Below are 20,105 nucleotides of genomic sequence, written 5' to 3'. Positions count from 1 at the left end.
ATTTTTTATTATTAATACCATAATTTCAGAAACTAATTTTATTATAAATGATATATTATATTTATTTAAATGATATCTCATGATATAAAGCTGTCATTTGAGCTATGATTTTGCAGCGTTATTTGTTCTATTTTTGCAATATTCCGCTTTTTATTAATTTATAAACTGTGTATTTTATAATAAAATGATACATAACAAATGATAATATAATAAAACAATGTATAACGTATATAAAAATCTTCATTAGTATATGTATAAATTAATATAAATAAACATAAATAAAACTACTTCCGGATAAGTTACACTGACAAATATCAGTGGATAATTATTAAAACAATAAATTTAAATATAATTATTTTTAATGTTATCATTTACAGTATATTTATTTTAATAAATCGACAATTTTAGCTGTTGCCTTTTTAAAAAAGTTGTGTTATATTTTTATAAATTACAAAACACACAAGTGCTACACCAAAATTTATAAGTGAGGAGATATGTAAAATGAGACAAGTAGCTATTTATGGAAAAGGCGGTATTGGAAAATCCACTACTACTCAAAATTTAACCGCAGGACTTGCAGAAATGGGAAAGAAAATAATGGTAGTAGGCTGCGACCCTAAGGCAGATTCAACAAGATTACTTTTAGGAGGTCTTGCGCAAAAGACAGTTCTTGATACGCTGAGAGAAGAAGGGGAAGATGTAGACTTAGATACAATATTGAAAAAGGGTTTTGAAGGAATAAAATGTGTTGAATCAGGTGGTCCGGAACCTGGAGTTGGATGTGCTGGAAGAGGTATCATAACTTCAATTAATATGCTTGAACAATTAGGAGCATATACTGATGATTTAGACTATGTTTTCTATGATGTATTAGGTGATGTTGTCTGTGGTGGTTTTGCAATGCCTATACGTGAAGGAAAAGCTCGGGAAATATATATAGTAGCCAGTGGTGAAATGATGGCAATGTATGCAGCAAACAATATATCAAAAGGTATAAGCAAATTTGCAAATTCAGGTGGAGTTAGGTTAGGTGGGGTTATATGCAACAGCAGAAAAGTTGAAAATGAAAAAGAACTACTTGAAGCTTTTGCAAAAAAACTTGGAACTCAACTTATTTATTTTGTACCAAGGAGCCATGATGTTCAAAAGGCAGAAATAAATAAACAGACTGTTATACAGTTCAGTCCGGAAGTTGAACAAGCTAATGAATACAGGGCACTTGCTAAAGCCATAGATGGCAATGATATGTTTGTGATACCAAAGCCAATGGCACAGGATGACTTAGAAGCTATATTGATGGAACATGGTCTTATGGAATAATGGAAAAGTGCATCTCTCAACTTTTAGGCTTGTTTGAGAGATACACCGAAAAAAATTAGAATCGGCTAAATTCTAACACAATGTATAGTTTAACATAAAAAAGGGGAGTGTTCAATAATGTTAATGGTAAAAGCTATTATAAGGCCGGAAAGATCTGCAACTGTGCTCTCAGAATTATGTGATGCTGGTTTCCCAGCAGTTACTAAGCTTGATGTTGCAGGGCGAGGCAAGCAAAGAGGAGTAAAAGTCGGAGAAATATTTTATGATGAAATACCAAAACAGATGTTAATAATAGTAATAAAAGATGAAGATAAGGATGATATTATAAAGATAATCACCAAAAATGCAAAAACTGGGACTAAGGGAGCCTTTGGAGATGGAAAAATATTTATAACTCCTGTAGAAGAAGCTTATACAATAAGTTCAAATACGAAGGAATTATAAGGGGGCAGTTAATATGAAAGAGATTATGGCTATTATTAGAATGGATATGGTAGGTAAGACAAAAGATGCTCTTGTTAAAATTGGATTTCCCTCTATTACATGTAAAAAGGTCCTTGGACGAGGCAGGAAAAAAGTTGATTTTTCTATGATTCAAGATTATATATCCGAAAAAGACATATTGAGCGTATCAGATAAGAAAGTTGCAGAACAAATATCAGAAATACACAGGCTTATTTCCAAAAGATTAATAATTATATTGGCCAAAGATGAAGACGTAAAAAGAGTCATAGATACTGTCATAGAAACAAATAGAACCGGAAATCCTGGAGATGGAAAAATATTTGTAACAAAAGTAACGGATGCTGTAAGGATAAGAACAGAAGAAATGGGAGATGCGGCTATTTAATCTTTATGAAAGGATGGGATTTTATGAGAAAAAAATTAAATAGGGTAGTGGATGAAGTTTTAGAACCATATCCAGCTAAAACGTACAAGAAAAGAAAACAGCATATTGTCATAAAGACAAAAGAAGAACCAAATCCAGTTATTACTGCTAATGTAAGAACTGTACCAGGTGTAATCACAGCTAGAGGATGTTGTTATGCTGGTTGTAAAGGTGTTGTCATGGGACCTATTAAAGACATGGTACACATAACCCACGGACCAGTAGGATGTTCTTTCTATACCTGGGGTGGAAGAAGATTTAAATCAAAACCTGAAAAAGGCGGACAAAATTTTAATGAGTATGTTTTTGGTACTGATATGGAGGAAAAAAATATAGTTTTCGGCGGGGTAGGTAAATTGAGACAGGCAATAAAAGAAGCAGTTGAAATTTTTCATCCCAAAGCTATAGGTATATATGCAACATGCCCTGTTGGACTTATAGGTGATGATATAAACGCAGTAGCACAGGAGTCCAGGGAGCTTTATGGAATTGATGTACTCTCCTTCAACTGTGAAGGTTATAAGGGTGTAACTCAATCGGCAGGTCATCATATAGCAAACAACACTGTTATGAGTGAAATGATTGGAAAAGGAAAGGGTCAGCACAGGAAGTATTCGGTAAATATACTGGGAGAATACAATATAGGTGGAGACTCCTGGGAAATTGAAAGAATTCTTAAAAAGATAGGTTATAATGTTATAACGGCCCTTACCGGCGATGCAAGTTATGAGCACATTCAAAATGCTCATCTGGCAGATGTAAACCTGGTGCAGTGTTATAGATCCATTAACTATATAGCAGGTATGATGGAAACAAAATATGGCATACCATGGATTAAGTGTAATTTTATAGGAATCGGGGGAACGGTTGATACACTGAGAGAACTTGCCAAGGTTTTTGATGATCCATATTTGTATAAAAAAACAGAAGAGGTTATTGCAGAAGAACTAGGTGAGATCGAAGACGATATAGAGTACTATAAGGAGAAATTAGAAGGCAGATTGGCTTGTTTATATGTGGGTGGGTCAAGGGCTCAGACATATCAAGTGCTTTTAAAGGATCTTGGAATAAAAACCATTCTTGCAGGTCATGAGTTTGGACATCGTGATGATTATGAAGGAAGCGAAGTCATCCCCACAATAAAAATAGATGCGGATAGTAAAAATATTCCGGAGATAACTGTTCAGCCGGATAAAGAAAAATATCGCATTATTCTGCCGAAAGAAAGAGCTGAAGCTCTCAGAAAAGAAGGTGTGCCAATATCCTATTATGGTGGACTGGAAAAAGAAATGGATAAGGATACAGTGATAATAGACGATATAAATGCTCATGAAATGGAGAAGTTTATAAAAGAATTGCATCCTGATATGTTTTTGACAGGAATAAAAGAAAAATATGTTATTGAAAAAATGGGAATTTTATCAAGACAGCTGCATTCCTATGACTACACAGGACCATATGCAGGATTTAAAGGCGCAGTGATATTTGCAAGGGAGCTGGCAAGAGGAGTTTATACTCCGGCATGGAAGTATCTCACTCCACCCTGGAAAAAACAGCCGTTAATAGATGGAAAATTATCAGATGAAGCAGCAGCTTCAGGAGGTGAAAAATAATGTTAGATGCAACGCCAAAACAATTAGCAGAAAGGAAAGCTTTGAGAATAAATCCCGCTAAAACCTGTCAACCAGTTGGAGCTATGTATGCAGCTCTTGGAATCCACAATTGTCTGCCACATAGTCATGGATCACAGGGATGTTGTTCCTACCACAGAACAGTGCTTTCAAGGCACTTTAAGGAACCGGCAATGGCTTCCTCCAGTTCATTTACTGAAGGTGCCAGTGTATTTGGTGGTGGATCAAATGTGAAGACAGCTGTTAAAAATATATTTGCAATGTATAATCCGGATATAATAGCCATCCATACCACATGTCTATCCGAGACCATAGGAGATGACCTGCCTACTTATATAAGGGAAATGGAAATACCTGAAGGAAAACTTGTTATTCATACCAATACACCGAGCTATGTAGGATCACATGTCACTGGATTTTCAAACATGGTGAAGAGCATGGTGGATTATCTTTCAGTAAACAGTGGAAAGAAGAATGGTAAATTCAATATAATACCTGGATTTGTCGGACCTGCAGACATGAAGGAGATGAAGAGAATATTCAAGCTTATGGATATTCCATATATAATATTTCCTGATACAAATGGTGTATTTGATATTCCGAATACAGGGGATTATAAAATGTTTCCTAAAGGCGGAACTAAAATCGAGGATATAGTAGATGCAGGAAATTCAGATATGACTGTAGCTTTTGGAAGTTATGCATCAGAGGATGCAGCTAAAAAGTTGGAAACTAAATGTAAAGTTTCTTTTAAAACATTGGAAACTCCTATTGGAATTGATGCCATGGATGATTTACTGATGACATTGGTTAAACTCACTGGAAAATCTGTGCCTGAAGAGATTGAAGAGGAAAGAGGCCAGTTGCTTGACCTAATGCTTGATTGTGCCCAGTATTTTAATGGTAAAAAAGTAGCTATAGTTGGTGATCCTGATGTGGTTATTTCCCTTACTCAGTTTGTAATAACATTGGGCATGACACCGAAATACGTAATAACAGGTACTCCTGGAGCATTATTTCAAAAGAAAATAAAGGCCATTATGGATGAATCGGGTGTTGAAGGGATTGCTAAAGCCAACAGTGATTTCTTTGAAATGCATCAGCTTATAAAAAATGAGGGTGTGGATCTCTTGATATCAAATACCTATGGCAAATTTATTGCCAGGGCCGAGGATATTCCATTTGTGAGATTCGGATTTCCTGTAATGGACAGGTATGGACATCAATATACTCCTAAAGTTGGATATTCCGGTGCCATAGATCTTGTCAGGAGAATGTGTGATGCCATGCTGGATAAAGTTGAAAGAGAGTGTGCGGAGGAAGACTTTGAAGTAGTAAGATAATATTAATATAAATTTTCAAATTTGTTTGGATTCAGGCAAGCATCACCTTGAATCCAAACTTAATATTAGAAGCAGCTTTTATTTTATGGGAGGGATCTTTATGGAAAATCAATTGAAATTAGAGGCTCGAAAAGCCGAAATTATAGAAGATAGAAGAGAATTTGTATGTTATAATTCCAAAAATAAAGATGCAAAAATAAAATGTGAGGAAAACAGTGTTTCCGGTGCAGTCAGCCAGAGAGCCTGCGTTTACTGTGGAGCTAGAGTGGTTCTCAATCCTATAACAGATGCCTTTCATTTAATACATGGACCTATAGGATGTGCAGCTTATACCTGGGATCTCAGGGGAAGTTTGTCCAGCGGATCTGAGTTGTTTAGAAACAGTTTTTCCACGGATTTAAGTGAGACAGATGTCATATTTGGAGGAGAAAAAAAGTTAAGGGAAGCTGTTGATGAAATAGTTAAAAAATTTCATCCCAAAGTTATTTTCATATATGCTACCTGCATAGTGGGAGTTATAGGTGATGATATAGATGCAGTCTGTAGGAGTGCGGAAGAAAAATATAAAATAAGGGTGATACCTGTAAAATCACCTGGATTTTCCGGAAGCAAGTCCACAGGTTACAGAGCTGCCTGTAATGCCATATTGAAGCTTATAGGAGATAAGAAAAGTGATAAAAAGGTAAATGGTATAAATTATCTTGGAGATTTTAATCTGGCAGGAGAAGTCTGGGTGGTGGAAAATTATCTAAAGAGGATAGGTATTGACATTGTTTCAAAGCTCACAGGAGACGGAAAAGTTGATGAGATAATGAAAGCCCCTCAGGCAAAACTCAACATAGTTCAATGTGCAGGTTCCATGGGGTATCTTGCAAAAAAAATGGAGGAAACATATGATATTCCTTTTATAAAAACAAGTTTTGTGGGACTTGAAGATACGGAAAATTCACTGCTTCATATTGCAAATATTCTAGGAGACGAAGATACTGTAAAAAAAGCTGAGAAGCTTATAATGATAGAAAGCGGGAAAATACAGCCGGAGCTTGATTATTACAGGGGAAGGCTTAAAGGCAAAAAAGCTGCCATATACGTAGGAGGAGGTTACAAGGCCATATCGCTTATAAAACAGTTCAGAGATCTTGGAATGGAAACCGTAATGGTTGGAACTCAGACCGGAAAACCTGAGGATTATGACATAATAAGGCAGATTACAAAAGAGGGAACTGTAATACTTGATGATGCAAATCCATATGAACTTGAAAAATTCATGGTGGAAAAAGGAGCGGACGTACTTGTAGGCGGCGTAAAAGAAAGACCTCTTGCGTACAAACTCGGAGTTGCATTTTGTGATCACAATCATGAGAGAAAACACATACTTGGAGGGTTCCAGGGTGCAATAAACTTTGCAAAAGAAATAGATCTTACTGTCAACAGTCCTGTTTGGGATTATGTATAAAACTTTGGGGAGATGATTAGAATGAGCAATAAAAAACTTGTAAATGTAGATATAAACCCGTGTAAAATGTGCATGCCCATGGGAGGAGTCATGGCTTTTAAGGGAATAGAAAACAACATGGTCATTTTACACGGATCTCAGGGATGCAGTACTTATATAAGAAGACATATGGCAACTCACTACAACGAGCCTGTTGACATAGCATCATCTGCTCTTACCGAACAGGGCACTGTATATGGTGGTACGAAAAATCTTAAAAAAGGTCTCAAGAATATGATGAAGATGTACAATCCAACTACTATAGGAGTAATGACAACCTGTCTTGCAGAGACCATAGGAGAAGATACAAAAAGGATAATAGAAGAATTTTATGAAGAGGAAAAGGACAATAAAAAGATCAGGGGAGTAAAGATAATAACTGCTTCTACGCCGGGTTACGGGGCAACACAGGCGGAAGGATATTATACAGTGCTCAGAAGTATTGTGGAGCAGGTCTGTGAGAAATCTGAAAAAACAGATAAGCTCAACATAATATGTGCCAACTCGAATCCAGGAGATGTGAGGAATATAAAGAGGATGCTTGATGATTTTAAAGTTGGATATACCATTTTGCCGGATGTGTCAAATACCCTCGATTCAGCACATAATGATAAATACAGAAGGATACCTAAAGGTGGTACAAAAATAGAGGATATCAGAAAAATGTCTGGGGCAGCAGCTACCATTGAAATGGGAGTTACTGTGGATGATGACAAATCGCCTGGAATTTATCTTGAAAAAGAGTATAATGTGCCTCTTTATAAGTGTCCTATACCTATTGGATTTAGAAATACGAATCAGTTTGTGGATTTGATATCTAAATTGGCCCAAAAGCCCATACCTGAAGAATATATACTTCAAAGGGGAAGGTTTTTGGATGCAATGATTGACAATCATAAGTATACAGGGGAAGCCAGAATACTTCTCTATGGAGAACCGGAACTTGTGTATTCATTTTCAAGATTGTGTCTTGAAAATGGAATACTCATAAAGATGGCTGCAATGGGATCTAAAAATCTTGAACTCCGTCGAAGACTAAAAGAAGAACTCAAAGTTCAAAAAGAGGACTCCGTTGTTTTGGACGATACGGATTTTGGTACAATGGAAAGTTATGCGAAAAAACTGAAGATAAATTTGATGATTGGAAATTCTGACGGAAGAAGAATGGCGGGAAATCTTGGGCTGAAATTAATAAGGATAGGATTTCCTATACACGACAGGGTAGGGGGACAGAGGCAGGTCATAACTGGATACAATGGATCATCTTTTTTGATAGATTCTGTAGCAAATGCAGTTCTTGAACACACGCAAAACACTTACAGGCAGAAGGCATATGATGATTTTTATGCACCTATGGCAGAGCTGAAGAAGAAAGAAAAGCCTGCAGAGGACAAGACATGTACCCACCCTTGTTTTGGAGACAATGCACACAAATTTGCGAGAATGCATATACCCGTGGCACCGAAATGCAATATAAGCTGTAATTATTGCAGCAGGAAATATGACTGTGCAAATGAAAGCAGACCGGGAGTTACAAGCGGAGTGCTGAGTCCTGAAGAAGCCCTTGAAAAATTCAAGGTCGTAAAGAGCAGGATGAAGAATTTGACTGTAGTCGGTATAGCCGGTCCCGGAGATGCCCTTGCAAATTTTGATGAAGTGAAAAAATCTCTTGAATTGATAAGGAAGTATTCACCTGAAACCACTTTTTGTATGTCAACAAATGGACTTATGCTTCCCTTTTATGCAAATCAGTTGGTAGATCTTGGAGTGTCCCATGTTACAGTTACAATAAATGCTGTGGATGAGAAAATAGGTGCAAAAATATACAGGGAAGTAAATTATCTGGGGCAGAAATATACAGGAGAAGAAGGTGCGAAGATACTTCTTGACAATCAGCTGACAGGACTTAGGTATCTTTGTTCCAAAGGTATAATATGTAAAGTGAACACTGTTATGTTAAAAGGAATAAATGACAGTCATATAAAAGAGATTGTGAAAAAAGTCAAGGAATGTGGAGCATATATGACCAATATAATGCAGATGATACCGGTACAGGGAAGTGGATTTGAAGATCTGCCTCTTGTTTCAAATGCAGAGTTGAATGAAATGAGAAAAAAATGCGAAGTGGATATAAAACAGATGTATCACTGCAGACAGTGCAGGGCAGATGCTATAGGAACCCTGTCAGAGGATCGTTCTATAGATTTTAGAAATGTAGGATGTGAAAGCTGCAAAAGCATGTGCTCCGATAGAATTGAAAAAAATGAACCTGAAAAACTTGTTTCTAAAGGTGGAAGGTATAAATTTGCGATTTCATCAAAGTCAGGAATTAATATAGATCAGCATTTTGGACACGCTGATGAATTTTATATATATTCCTATGATGAAGGGACAATAAGGCTTTTGGAAAAAAGAAATGTGGATAAGTACTGTACAGGCATTTATGATTGTTTAGATCAGGAAGATAAAATATTCAAAATAATAAGAACCATAGAAGACTGTGACGGAGTAATTGTATTGAGAATTGGAGACGAGCCCAGAGAAAAATTGGAGGCAAAAAATATAAAAGTAATGGAAATGTACGATTCCATAAACAAGGCAATAGTGAAAGCTGCAAAAGAATTTGAAAAAGATACTGAACTTCAAGTATCATCTAGTACTCAAACTGATAACTGATAACTTTCAATTGTGAATTGTGAATTGTGCACTGTGAATTGAATGAGGAGGGTGCAAAATGTCCATTATAATAAAAAAGCATAGGAAAATTATCATAGACAGAACATTGAATGAAATTGTGAAAGAAAGTAAAAACATTGATCTCAAATTGACATCAGAATTTCTTGCACTTCTTAAGGATATAGGAGTTGACTTTATAGAGATAAATCAGGAGGTACTTAGAAAAATTAAAGAACTTCCTGAAGGCACAGGGTATATATACAGATTTGAAAATGTATTCGATGCACAAAAATTTGAATACATTGTTTTAAGTTATGAAAAATTTAAATCCATGAGTGAAAATTCTTTACAAAAATTAAAAAGCAAGAAAATAATGTTTGAAGTCAGTATTAAAGATTTAGATAAAATCGCTATAGAAGAATGTGATAGGATATTCAATAATATAAACGTAGTGTGTATTAGAGTAAAAGATGTAGTAAAGTACAATTTATCAGGCTGGAGCAGATTTATAGAAAGTATAAAAGATAGATTTTCCGTTTATGTTGATTTTTGTGCAAGCAACAAATATTATATGGCTACTTCTATTAGCTTGGAAACCTGTGTTGACGGGGCTGATTCTATAACTACAGCTTTTAATGGACAAATTTACAATCTAGCACCTCTGGAAGAAGTTATTTTAGCACTTAAAATTATAAAAAATGGAGAATTTCACGGTAATTTAAAATCATTGGCAAAAGCAGCATATGTTTATGTTAAGCTTACAGGCCAAAAAGTATCTCCCATGAAGGCTGTAATAGGAGAAGACATTTTTAAGTATGAATCGGGCATTCATGTGGATGGAATAGAAAAAAATCCTGACAATTACGAGCCTTATAATCCCTGTGATGTAGGTGAAACAAGGACTATGTATATAGGTAAACATTCGGGGAAAAAGGCTGTTATGGTTAAATTGAAGGAGCTCAATGTAGATTATGAAGGTATGGATATGGAAAAATTTTTGAACAAAGTCAGAAAAATGAGTACTGAGCTCAAGAGAAATATTCTGGATGATGAATTGATCAAAATGTTCAATGATTTTAAAAATACCTGCTTGAAATAAAGTTTATTTGAAGGAAGGTGTAATTATGGATGTAAAGATAGTTGATACTACTTTAAGAGAAGGTGAGCAAAAAGCCTGTATAGCCCTTGGAATAAATGAAAAAGTGAGAATTGCAAAGCTGATAAATGATATGGGAATTTATCAAATAGAAGCAGGCTCCGCAGCTATGGGTGGATATGAAAAGGAAAGTATTAAAAAAATTGCAGGACTGGGGTTAAAAAGCAGGATATCTTCATGGAACAGAGCAAACATTAAAGATATAGATGCATCCATAGATTGCGGTGTTGACATAATTCATATATCCATTCCAACATCTGATTTGCAGATTAGTTCCAAACTGGGGAAAGATAAAAAATGGGTTTTGAACAGTATAAAAAAGTGTGCTGCTTATGCACTTCACAAGGGTTTTGAGGTAACAATAGGAATGGAAGATGCCACCAGATCAGATATAAATTTTTTAATTGAACTCTGTGGTACTGTTTCTGAAATGGGAATTAAAAGAGTAAGGTATTCCGATACGGTAGGAATATCTTATCCAAGGAAAATATTTTATAATATAAAAAAATTGATGCAGGAAGTGCCTGTAGAAATTGAAATACACACCCATAATGATTTTGGAATGGCGCTCGCAAATTCCCTTGGAGCAGCTGAGGCTGGAGCTAAATTTGTAGATTGTACTGTAACTGGTATAGGTGAAAGGGCCGGGAACTGTGATTTCCTGAAATTTATGCAGGTATTAAATGTAATTGAGAGAGATAAACTGTTTTCTGAAAATTTTAGCAAAATGCTTAGCATGGAGAATGAAATAAGAAAAATGATATAGGCAGAGAATAAAAAGCAGTAAAGATAATATGGGAACCTACAGGAGTGAGCGTAGATTCTGTAAAAATCAAATCTATGTTCATTTCCGTACTATAATGGAAATTACTACAGGAACGTAATCCTATAGTAATTTCAAAATAAATTGTAACATATAATCTACTTTACTAGGCCATCAACATTACATTTGAGGCTTTAATTACTGCTGTAGCTTCAGATCCAACCTTAAGTCCTAGACTTGCTATTGAATCCATTGTTATAATAGAACATATTTTGTTTCCATTTCCTATGTCTATTATAACCTCACCGTTAACAGCCCCATCTTTGATTTCAATTATTTTTCCCTTTAATTGATTCCTTGCACTGAGTTTCATAGTTCTACCTCCTTTATTTTTATTTTATATTTATGAGTTTTTCTTATTATGACTTAATTATACATAAAATTCAGATAGAATTAAACATTTATTTAATTCTATATCTGCCTAGCAAGTTGTAAAATAGTCTAATTAGCTGATTGGGAATTCCATTTTGGTGCAGGGCCTCTCAAATAGGATATAAAAGCTGCAAATAAGCTGAAGAAAAAAGAAATTGTAAAAGCCATTCTAAGTCCGCTTATAAATTGGGTGGAGGCAATGCTGGCTGAAGAAACATGGGAATGCACAAAAAGTGCCTGCATGGCAGCAGGTGATATACTCGAGGAAATTATAGCCATTGATATAGCTATACTAAGTACCATTCCCGCATTGTTGAACATAGTTCTTACGCCTGCTGCTATTCCTCTTTTATCAGCTGGTACATTTGCCATTATAGCACTGGTATTTGGAGAAAAGAACATTCCAGATCCAATTCCCGTAATTACCATACAGATTATTAAAGTGGACATGGAGGAGGTTGTGCTTATTTTCATAAAACCAATCAAACCTAAACCAGAAACAAGAAGACCTGCTGAACTCAATATTCTCGCACCATATTTATCACAAACCCACCCGCTTATAGGAGACATGGCCATCATGGCAATTGCAAAGGGTGATAGAAATATACCAGCTGCAATGGGATCAATTCCCTTGTCACCTTCAAAATAAAATATGAGAAGAAAAGTTACAGCACCTCTTGCGATACCATTTAAAAGTGTACTTGCATAGGCAAAAGCAAGAAGTCTTGTCTTTAAAAGTCTCATATCCAGCATAGGATATTTTGTGTGATTTTCAATGTAGGTAAATGAACTGATTAGCAATATTGCAATTGAAAATAATATTATTACAGATTTGCTGAGCCACTGTGTAAATCCTCCTATAGTAAGGGCAAGAAGTAATGAGAACAATCCAAAAGTGAAGGTAAATGTACCTCTAAAATCGAATTTCTCATGATTAGAAGTTTCTTTCATCTCTTTAAGAGATACCGCAGCCCAGATAGTTCCTATAATTCCTATAGGAATATTTATATAAAATATATTTCTCCAGCCGAAATTTATTAAAAATCCTCCAAGAATTGGACCTATAACAGCTGCTACACTTACCACCATGGAATTTACTCCAAGTGCCTTTCCAAGTTCTCCCTTTGGGAAAGCATCTGCTATGATTGCAGTGCTATTTGCAATCATAAAGGAGGCACCTATAGATTGTATCATCCTAAATATTAAAAGCTGAACTCCATTTGAAGATAATGCACAAAATAATGATGCTGCTGTAAATAAGGCAAACCCTGAAACATATAATTTTTTCCGCCCAAACATATCTGCTATTCTGCCAATAGAAGGTACTAAAATAGTCAGTGAAAACATATATCCCATTATTGTCCACATTATTATACCTATACCTGAATTTAGGTCTTTCATAATTACAGGCAACGCAATCATGAGTGTACTTGCGCTTAACACAGAAAAAAGAGCTCCTATAGTTGTACACGAAAGAGCAATCCATTTATAACCTGGCTTTTTCATTTTATTTCATCCCCCATTTTATAATTGAAAATAGAGTAATATTTCTAAAAACTCTATGGATATAGATTATATGTTGTATGTATTGTCATTCAATTTCTTCAATTTATTTAGCAGATCATAACATCGCTTTTTTATTCTTTCTAAAGATTTTTCTTTTTCATTTATAGAATTTATCTGTGATCTTATACTTTCAATATATTTATGTATTTTATCAGTATTTCTATTGCTGCCGCCCTCAATCATGTCAGCTACTGAAATTTTAATCATCATTAAGTTTTTTATCTCTTTTAGAGAAAAACCCAGACTGTTTTTTAAATCTTTAATTCTTTCAATTTTTCCTATATCTTCATCAGTATATAATCTGTAGCCGCATTCAGTTCTTTTGGGAATTACTAAACCTACATCTTCGTAATATCTGAGAGTTCTTTTTGTCAGCTTGGTTTTTAAAGCTACTTCCTCTATTTTATAATTATCATGATTCATAATATCGCCTTCTTCAATTTTAAGTCAAATATATTTATGTAATAAAAATAAATTATACTACTTCTAGACGTTAACGTCAAGGTAATGGAATCCTTGGAGCTTTTGTTAAAGAAAAATATAAAAATTATTTTAAAATGTAATTAAAGATGTATTTTAATGATATTTTAATAAATATTTAATAAAATATAATAAAATATAATAATAATAATAAGGAGTTTTAAATATCACAATATTAAAGGGGAAAAACAAATGATATTCTATGAGAGATTTAATAACATTATATTAAAAATAAAAATGTTTAACAAAAAAAACAACACATTCCATAAAAGTTTTAAAATTGGAATATTGCTAAAGGGAATTGATGGAGTACTAGAAATCATAGGTGGAATATTATTAGTATTTTTAAATCCCAATAGGCTGAATAGAATAATTGTTATATTAACACAGCATGAATTATCAGAAGATCCTAAAGATGCTATTGCGAATTTTGCTATGAGTATGGCATCTAACTTTTCTATAAATAATCAACATTTTGGTATTTACTATTTAATGTCACATGGAATAATAAAATTAATTCTTGTTATCATGCTTTGGAAAAGGAAGATTTGGGCATATCCTCTGACTGTAGGTTCTTTACTGTTATTCATTTTTTATCAGGTATATCGTTGTATAGTTAGTTATTCTGCAGGGCTTATAGTGCTGACTGTTTTTGATATTATAATGATAATATTGACATTGATTGAGTACAGTAATGTGAGAAATAATACTAGATGATATTTAAATGTAAAGAAACTAGAATTTTAAGCCTAGGGTGAGAAATTGCCCTAGGCTTTATAATTTGTTTAATCTTTATAATCATTTTGTTAATAACAAATTGTATAGGCTTTCAAGGCAAATATGGATTAAATACTGTAACAGCAGCAGGTATAGCTTGCAGTAAAAAAGAAATATATCTAACTTTTGATGATGGACCAAGTTCAATGACTGATAAAGTTCTTGATATATTAAAAGAAAAAGATGTCAAGGCAACATTTTTTTTAATAGGGAATCAGATTAAAGAAAATGAATTTACTGTAAAAAGAATATATGATGAAGGGCATAGTATAGGGCTTCATACTTATACTCATAAAAGAAAAAAAATATATTCTAGTCAGAATGCTTTTATAAAAGAAATGGATAATACACGTGAAGAGGTAAATAGAGTTGTGGGAATAGAACCTAATATAATAAGGTTTCCTGAAGGCAGTAGAAAACATTTAAATAAAGATATGCTTCAGAAATTACATGGATATAATTACAAAATATATGACTGGAATATAGTAACTTCTGATGGGATAAATGCGAAGACTCCGCCAGAAAAGCTTTTTAGGCAGGCTACAAAAGGCAAAAATAAGCCTGACGCTATTATATTGCTTATGCATTGCGATTATATGCATAAAAATACTTGTAAAGCTCTTCCCAGAATAATAAATTTTTATAAACAAGAGGGTTATGAATTTAAAATTATTACCAATAATACTCCAGAACTGTATTTCCCTATATCAAAGAAATAATATTATTTCTTTGATATAGGGAAATACACATAAAATAACATATTATGAAGTTAAATCCCAATATAAAAGAAAAACCTCAGCAATTCAACTGGAGTTTTTCTTTGCCGTCAAAAATTCGAACAATCGTAATAATTTCAGATAACAAATGCTTTTAGCTTATATCAACCATTTTCCATGCAGTTTTATCCAGTAAATGATTTCCTATAGAAGTTGATGCATTTATAAACATATGGTCAAAATTTCCTGTGTTTTTATAAGAAATAATGATATGAATAAGTCCATGGTATACGAAATATTTTATTCCCTTTACATTTGTTATTGGAATACTTGAAGTATGCCTTAATATTAATTTTTTATTTTTAATTTCAATATTGAATTTGGAAGCTTTCCCTTTTTGGAACAATATCATATTGACGCCATATGTGGTAAACTTGTCAATGCCTAAGTCTGTTCGTAAAAAAACATGCAGATTATTTTCTTTGGATATTTCTGCATACACATGAGAAATATCTGCATCTCTGTTTATTTCTAAACTTAAAGTATCTTGTATTGGGTCGGTGATTATTTCATTATTCTTTTGAGGACTTATTCCAATATCACTTTTTTTATGTTTTTGAATCTTTGAATCTGGACATTCACCTAGAAGTTCGGTTTTCCTTTCAAAAGCATCTATAAGTGGTTTCAATGTCTTAAATTGAGTTTTATAATTTTGAAGTGCTTTAGATTTTTCGTTTATATCATCATTGCTTAGATTTAGTTTGTACCAATTAGTACCTATTCCGGTCAATTTTTTTGGCGGCAATAAATAAAGAGAGGTATTCTTTTTTAGTGGCGTTGGCCAATCTCCCATATGTACAAGATATAACCACAGTTTTTTAGGAGTATAATTCATAGAAGCTAGGCTATATTGAACAAATGCATTAACGGCCCAGTGATCAGGATGCCTGTCGTTTGGATGAGGCATAACTATATAATCAGGCTTGTACTCTTTTACTATATTTATTATATCAGAAGATAAGTTTTCTCCTGAATAGATGGTATTTTTTGTATAGCTGTTATTATAGGGGGATCTAGTAGATTGAGTAAAATTGCTTTTGTACGGATTATTGTTATCCCAATTAGAATTCCACAGCTGTGAAATTCCACCATCTGGATATCCTAAAAATATTATATCTTTTTTAAATAAACCGAGTTGATGCAGTGCATTAATGCTTTCTTGCTGCCTTGTATAACCGAATTTTATAAAATCTTTCTGATTGGGAAATAAATTAAAATAATCTAATTGCAGAGCACTTTTAAAGCCGTCCCCATTAGTGACCAATACAACTTTTACTTTAGCGCCATTCTTTATAGATTTTTTTATGAATTCCCCAACTCCCAATACTTCGTCATCATTATGCGGTGAGAATATTAATACCCTTGATCCTTTTGGTGGTAATTGTAAATTATTCATGTTAAATCTAAGAAAGTAATTTAGAATAAATTCTTTAGAAAAGAAAATAATAATAAAAGCTGTAATAATAGTTAGTATAATTATAATTTGTTTTTTTACTAACTTTAATATTCTCATATAGGTTGCCTTTCTATAACATATAAATTTAAGAGTATTTTTATTATAAGAAATTAAAAGCAGAGAAAATAAATTTTCTCAATTGCCATAATAATTATCAATTATATATTATATTATTTAAGATAAAAATTAAAATCAGGTTAAAATTAACTTCAGATCTTTGCTTTTAATAAATATTTAATATAAATAAAATAGTTTTTTAATAATATAAGGTTAATATGATAGCTGTCAGTAAGTGATAGATATTAATTTTAATATAACTTCAAATAAATTTAATAAGAGCAATTATATAATATGATTAAATACTTAATATAGGTTGACAAGGAGAAAAAACAATGATGTATTATAGTAATTCTAATAAGGGAAATAACATAGTTCATAAAAGCTTTGAAATTGGGATGTTGTTAAAGGCGATTAATGGAATACTGGAAATCACAGGTGGAATATTATTGGTATTCTTAAATCCTAATAGACTGAATGATGTGGTTATTCCATTAGTACAGCATGAATTATTAGAAAATCCTAAAGATATTATTGTAAATTTTGCTATGAATATGGTATCTAATTTTTCTCTAAGCAGTCAACATTTTGTCATCTTTTATTTAATGTCACATGGAATCATAAAATTATTTCTTATTATTATGATTTGGAGAAAAAAGATGTGGTCTTATCCACTTACAATAGTTTCTCTTATTTTATTTATTTTTTATCAAACATATCGTTATATGATTGACTATTCAATATGGCTTATGTTATTAACTGCTTTTGACATTATAATGATAATATTAACATTTCTAGAATATAAGAATAGAAGAAATAATGTAGTATATAAAAGGCTAACCAAGGAATAGTTAAGAAATAGAATTGTAAAATATTAAAAGTTGTTTATCAGTATAGGCAAATTATGTTGCTACACTTGCAAACGGTGGTACACGGTATAAAGTACATCTTGTAAATAGGATTTTGGATCCTAACGGAAAAGTTATAGAACAGACAAAGCCTGAAGTTGTAGAAAATACTGGAATTGGTGTTTCGAATCTGGCAGCAGTTAATGAAAAGGGTACTGCATAAGCAACATTTGCTAAATTCCCTATAAAGACAGCAGGAAAGACTGGTACTGCAAGTCTGGGAAACCAGGATCAAATTGAAAGAATTGACTATGCTGAATATGTAGGATATGCGCCTCTTGATAATCCACGGATATCTGTTTGTGTAGTTGTATTTGATGGAGGTCAGGGATCAGGCTGACCAGATAGCAAAAAATATATATACTTCCTATTTTAATTCAAATAAAAACACTGGTAACCAGAACCTCAATAAGTAATATCAAATTAACCAAAAATAATTGATAAAATATTTGTTTAAAAAATGATTTTAAGGTTTTTTGTAGAATTATAAATATGTAGACTAATTGAGAAATTTGAAGTTTCCTAGAGGTCTTAGTTATATTCAACGAAATAATATTACAACAGGAGGTGGTTTTATGAATTTTAAATTGACTGGGGAGCAGGAATCCATTAAAAATACTATTCGAAAATTTGCTGAAACAAAAATTGAACCAATTGCATTTCAACTAGATGAAAAAAATATGTTCCCAGAAGAAATCGTAAGGGAAATGGGCCAATTATCCTTTATGGGGCTTCCATATCCATTAAAATATGGAGGAGCTGCCAAAGATGTATTGAGTTATATCATTGCAGTGGAAGAATTGTCTCGGGTAGATGCAGGGGTAGGTGTTATTTTATCGGCACATGTGTCATTGGCATCATGGCCCATTATGGAATTTGGAACAGAAAATCAAAAAGAAAAATACCTCACTCCATTAGCTTCCGGAAAGAAAATTGGTGCATTCGGTTTGACAGAAGAAAATGCTGGCAGTGATGCTGGCGGAACAGAGACTACAGCCGTTTTAAATGGCGATTATTATATTCTTAATGGTGCTAAGGTGTTCATTACAAATGCAGGCTATGCTGATACTTATGTAATATTTGCAGTCACAACGCCGGGAATTGGAACCAAAGGTATAAGTGCTTTTATTGTGGAGAAGGAATGGAAAGGGTTTACTTTTGGTACACACTATAATAAAATGGGTATTCGCTCCTCTGCTACAGCTGAACTGCTCTTTCATAATGTAAAAGTACCTAAGGAAAACCTTCTTGGAAAAGAAGGAGAAGGTTTTAAAATTGCCATGATGACTTTAGAGGGTGGGCGTATAGGAATTGCTGCACAGGCGCTTGGGATTGCCCAGGGAGCTTATGAAAAAGCACTGAATTACGCTAAAGAGAGAATTCAATTTGGCAAACCTATTTCAAGACAGCAATCTATTGCATTTAAACTTGCTGATATGACTACCAAAATTCGTGCAGCAAGATTCATGGTATACAGTGCAGCTGTATTGAAACAGGAGCATGAGTCCTACGGAACTGAATCAGCCATGGCAAAACTATATGCTTCTGATATTTGTCTGGAAGTTGTCAATGATGCAGTCCAAATTTATGGAGGTTCTGGATATATAAAGGGATTTGCCGTGGAACGTATGTATCGTGATGCTAAAATATGTACAATATATGAGGGTACAAATGAAATCCAAAAACTGGTTATTTCCAATTCTATTTTGGGAAAACCTAAAAAAACTTCTTCAGAAAATACTGCTGGCAATACCGCTGATGTAGCAGCAAAAAAATCAGCATCAAAAGCAATAACGGGAAATCGCAAGAGAGTTATTATAAAAGAAGGAACCGCAGAAGAAAAAGTACACAAATTTTTAAGCTATCTTGACAGTGAGAATATGAAAATTGAAAGCAATTCCGCTGTACATCTGGGTGATAATATTGGAGAGGCGGATAGAGTATGCAGCATAGGACTTGGACTGGCTTCCAAAGATGATTTGCCCATAATACAGGAACTGGCTCAAAGTATGGGAGCACAACTTGGTTGTTCGAGACCTTTTGCTGAAGAAAGGGAATGGCTGCCGTTGAATAGGTTTGTAGGAATATCCGGCCAGAAATTCAAGGGATCGTTTTATATGGCTATAGGAATATCCGGTCAGATTCAGCATCTGGGCGGTATCCGTGATGCAAAGATCATAACTGCCATTAATATTGATGAAAATGCACCTATATTCTCAAATGCCGATTATGGTATTGTGGGTGATTTGTACGAAATTGTGCCTGTTCTTAATAGAATTTTAAAAGAAAAAGGTCTGTAGAAATTTAAATATAAAGGAGCTGTTACACAATTAAGTAATGATATGACCCCAATAAGTTAGACTTTATTGCGTAGTAGTTT

Annotated in this window: 18 protein-coding genes; 14 read left to right on the top strand and 4 right to left on the bottom strand. The window is 33.5% G+C overall.

Translation table 11 applies throughout. The features are described from left to right. Window positions 1-492: 492 nt before the first annotated feature. From nifH to AB8U03_RS13730, 9 genes are all read left to right on the top strand, one after another. Window positions 493-1,320 (top strand): nitrogenase iron protein, encoded by an 828-nt coding sequence (gene nifH / locus AB8U03_RS13770; protein WP_369705176.1) that lies wholly within the window; start codon window positions 493-495, stop codon window positions 1,318-1,320. Between the two features lie 117 nt (window positions 1,321-1,437). Next, entirely contained in the window at window positions 1,438-1,764 is a 327-nt protein-coding gene (locus AB8U03_RS13765; RefSeq protein ID WP_369705132.1) for a P-II family nitrogen regulator, read from the top strand. Between the two features lie 13 nt (window positions 1,765-1,777). Further along, window positions 1,778-2,170 (top strand): P-II family nitrogen regulator, encoded by a 393-nt coding sequence (locus AB8U03_RS13760; RefSeq protein WP_369705131.1) that lies wholly within the window; start codon window positions 1,778-1,780, stop codon window positions 2,168-2,170. A gap of 23 nt (window positions 2,171-2,193) precedes the next feature. Then, on the top strand, window positions 2,194-3,822 hold the full coding sequence (gene nifD, locus AB8U03_RS13755) for a nitrogenase molybdenum-iron protein alpha chain (protein WP_369705130.1): 1,629 nt from the start codon (window positions 2,194-2,196) through the stop codon (window positions 3,820-3,822). Then, on the top strand, window positions 3,822-5,183 hold the full coding sequence (gene nifK / locus AB8U03_RS13750; RefSeq protein WP_369705129.1) for a nitrogenase molybdenum-iron protein subunit beta: 1,362 nt from the start codon (window positions 3,822-3,824) through the stop codon (window positions 5,181-5,183). The genes nifD and nifK overlap by 1 nt, the downstream gene beginning before the upstream one ends. Window positions 5,184-5,283: 100 nt before the next feature. Further along, a complete protein-coding gene (gene nifE, locus AB8U03_RS13745) occupies window positions 5,284-6,639 on the top strand; it encodes a nitrogenase iron-molybdenum cofactor biosynthesis protein NifE (RefSeq protein ID WP_369705128.1) in 1,356 nt (451 codons plus the stop codon). Between the two features lie 21 nt (window positions 6,640-6,660). Next, window positions 6,661-9,354, top strand: a complete 2,694-nt coding sequence (gene nifB / locus AB8U03_RS13740) for a nitrogenase cofactor biosynthesis protein NifB (protein ID WP_369705127.1) — start codon at window positions 6,661-6,663, stop codon at window positions 9,352-9,354. Between the two features lie 58 nt (window positions 9,355-9,412). After that, window positions 9,413-10,453: a homocitrate synthase/isopropylmalate synthase family protein gene (locus AB8U03_RS13735; protein ID WP_369705126.1), complete on the top strand. Its 1,041-nt coding sequence runs from the start codon at window positions 9,413-9,415 to the stop codon at window positions 10,451-10,453. Window positions 10,454-10,478: 25 nt separating this feature from the next. Continuing rightward, window positions 10,479-11,276 carry a homocitrate synthase gene (locus tag AB8U03_RS13730; RefSeq protein ID WP_369705125.1) on the top strand — a complete coding sequence of 266 codons (798 nt, stop codon included), beginning with the start codon at window positions 10,479-10,481 and terminating at the stop codon, window positions 11,274-11,276. A 163-nt stretch (window positions 11,277-11,439) separates the two neighbouring features. On the opposite strand, the gene AB8U03_RS13725 is transcribed toward AB8U03_RS13730, so the two are convergent. From AB8U03_RS13725 to AB8U03_RS13715, 3 genes are all read right to left on the bottom strand, one after another. Then, complete coding sequence (locus AB8U03_RS13725; protein WP_369705124.1) at window positions 11,440-11,646, bottom strand: TOBE domain-containing protein; 207 nt, start codon at window positions 11,644-11,646, stop codon at window positions 11,440-11,442. Window positions 11,647-11,774: 128 nt separating this feature from the next. Further along, window positions 11,775-13,211, bottom strand: coding sequence for an MFS transporter (locus AB8U03_RS13720; RefSeq protein ID WP_369705123.1), 1,437 nt, complete (start codon window positions 13,209-13,211; stop codon window positions 11,775-11,777). Between the two features lie 66 nt (window positions 13,212-13,277). After that, window positions 13,278-13,694 carry a MerR family transcriptional regulator gene (locus tag AB8U03_RS13715; protein ID WP_369705122.1) on the bottom strand — a complete coding sequence of 139 codons (417 nt, stop codon included), beginning with the start codon at window positions 13,692-13,694 and terminating at the stop codon, window positions 13,278-13,280. A 249-nt stretch (window positions 13,695-13,943) separates the two neighbouring features. On the opposite strand from AB8U03_RS13715, the gene AB8U03_RS13710 reads away from it, so the two are divergent. Beyond that, on the top strand, window positions 13,944-14,468 hold the full coding sequence (locus AB8U03_RS13710) for a DUF2127 domain-containing protein (RefSeq protein ID WP_369705121.1): 525 nt from the start codon (window positions 13,944-13,946) through the stop codon (window positions 14,466-14,468). A 104-nt stretch (window positions 14,469-14,572) separates the two neighbouring features. Next, on the top strand, window positions 14,573-15,247 hold the full coding sequence (locus AB8U03_RS13705; protein WP_369705175.1) for a polysaccharide deacetylase family protein: 675 nt from the start codon (window positions 14,573-14,575) through the stop codon (window positions 15,245-15,247). 151 nt (window positions 15,248-15,398) lie between these two features. On the opposite strand, the gene AB8U03_RS13700 is transcribed toward AB8U03_RS13705, so the two are convergent. Then, complete coding sequence (locus AB8U03_RS13700) at window positions 15,399-16,700, bottom strand: PIG-L deacetylase family protein (RefSeq protein WP_369705120.1); 1,302 nt, start codon at window positions 16,698-16,700, stop codon at window positions 15,399-15,401. Between the two features lie 455 nt (window positions 16,701-17,155). On the opposite strand from AB8U03_RS13700, the gene AB8U03_RS13695 reads away from it, so the two are divergent. The 3 genes from AB8U03_RS13695 (at window position 17,156) to AB8U03_RS13685 (ending at window position 20,025) form a co-directional block, all read left to right on the top strand. Next, window positions 17,156-17,668, top strand: a complete 513-nt coding sequence (locus tag AB8U03_RS13695; RefSeq protein WP_369705174.1) for a DUF2127 domain-containing protein — start codon at window positions 17,156-17,158, stop codon at window positions 17,666-17,668. A 241-nt stretch (window positions 17,669-17,909) separates the two neighbouring features. Next, the gene (locus AB8U03_RS13690; RefSeq protein ID WP_369705173.1) at window positions 17,910-18,065 is read left to right on the top strand and encodes a penicillin-binding transpeptidase domain-containing protein; all 156 of its coding nucleotides are present in this window, start codon (window positions 17,910-17,912) and stop codon (window positions 18,063-18,065) included. A gap of 235 nt (window positions 18,066-18,300) precedes the next feature. Then, window positions 18,301-20,025, top strand: coding sequence for an acyl-CoA dehydrogenase family protein (locus AB8U03_RS13685; protein WP_369705119.1), 1,725 nt, complete (start codon window positions 18,301-18,303; stop codon window positions 20,023-20,025). The last annotated feature ends 80 nt before the right edge of the window (window positions 20,026-20,105 follow it).

The organism is Clostridium moutaii, from assembly GCF_041205085.1.
GTDB classification, from domain to species: Bacteria; Bacillota; Clostridia; order Clostridiales; family Clostridiaceae; genus Clostridium_B; species Clostridium_B moutaii.
This window is presented reverse-complemented; position numbering and strand designations above follow the sequence as displayed.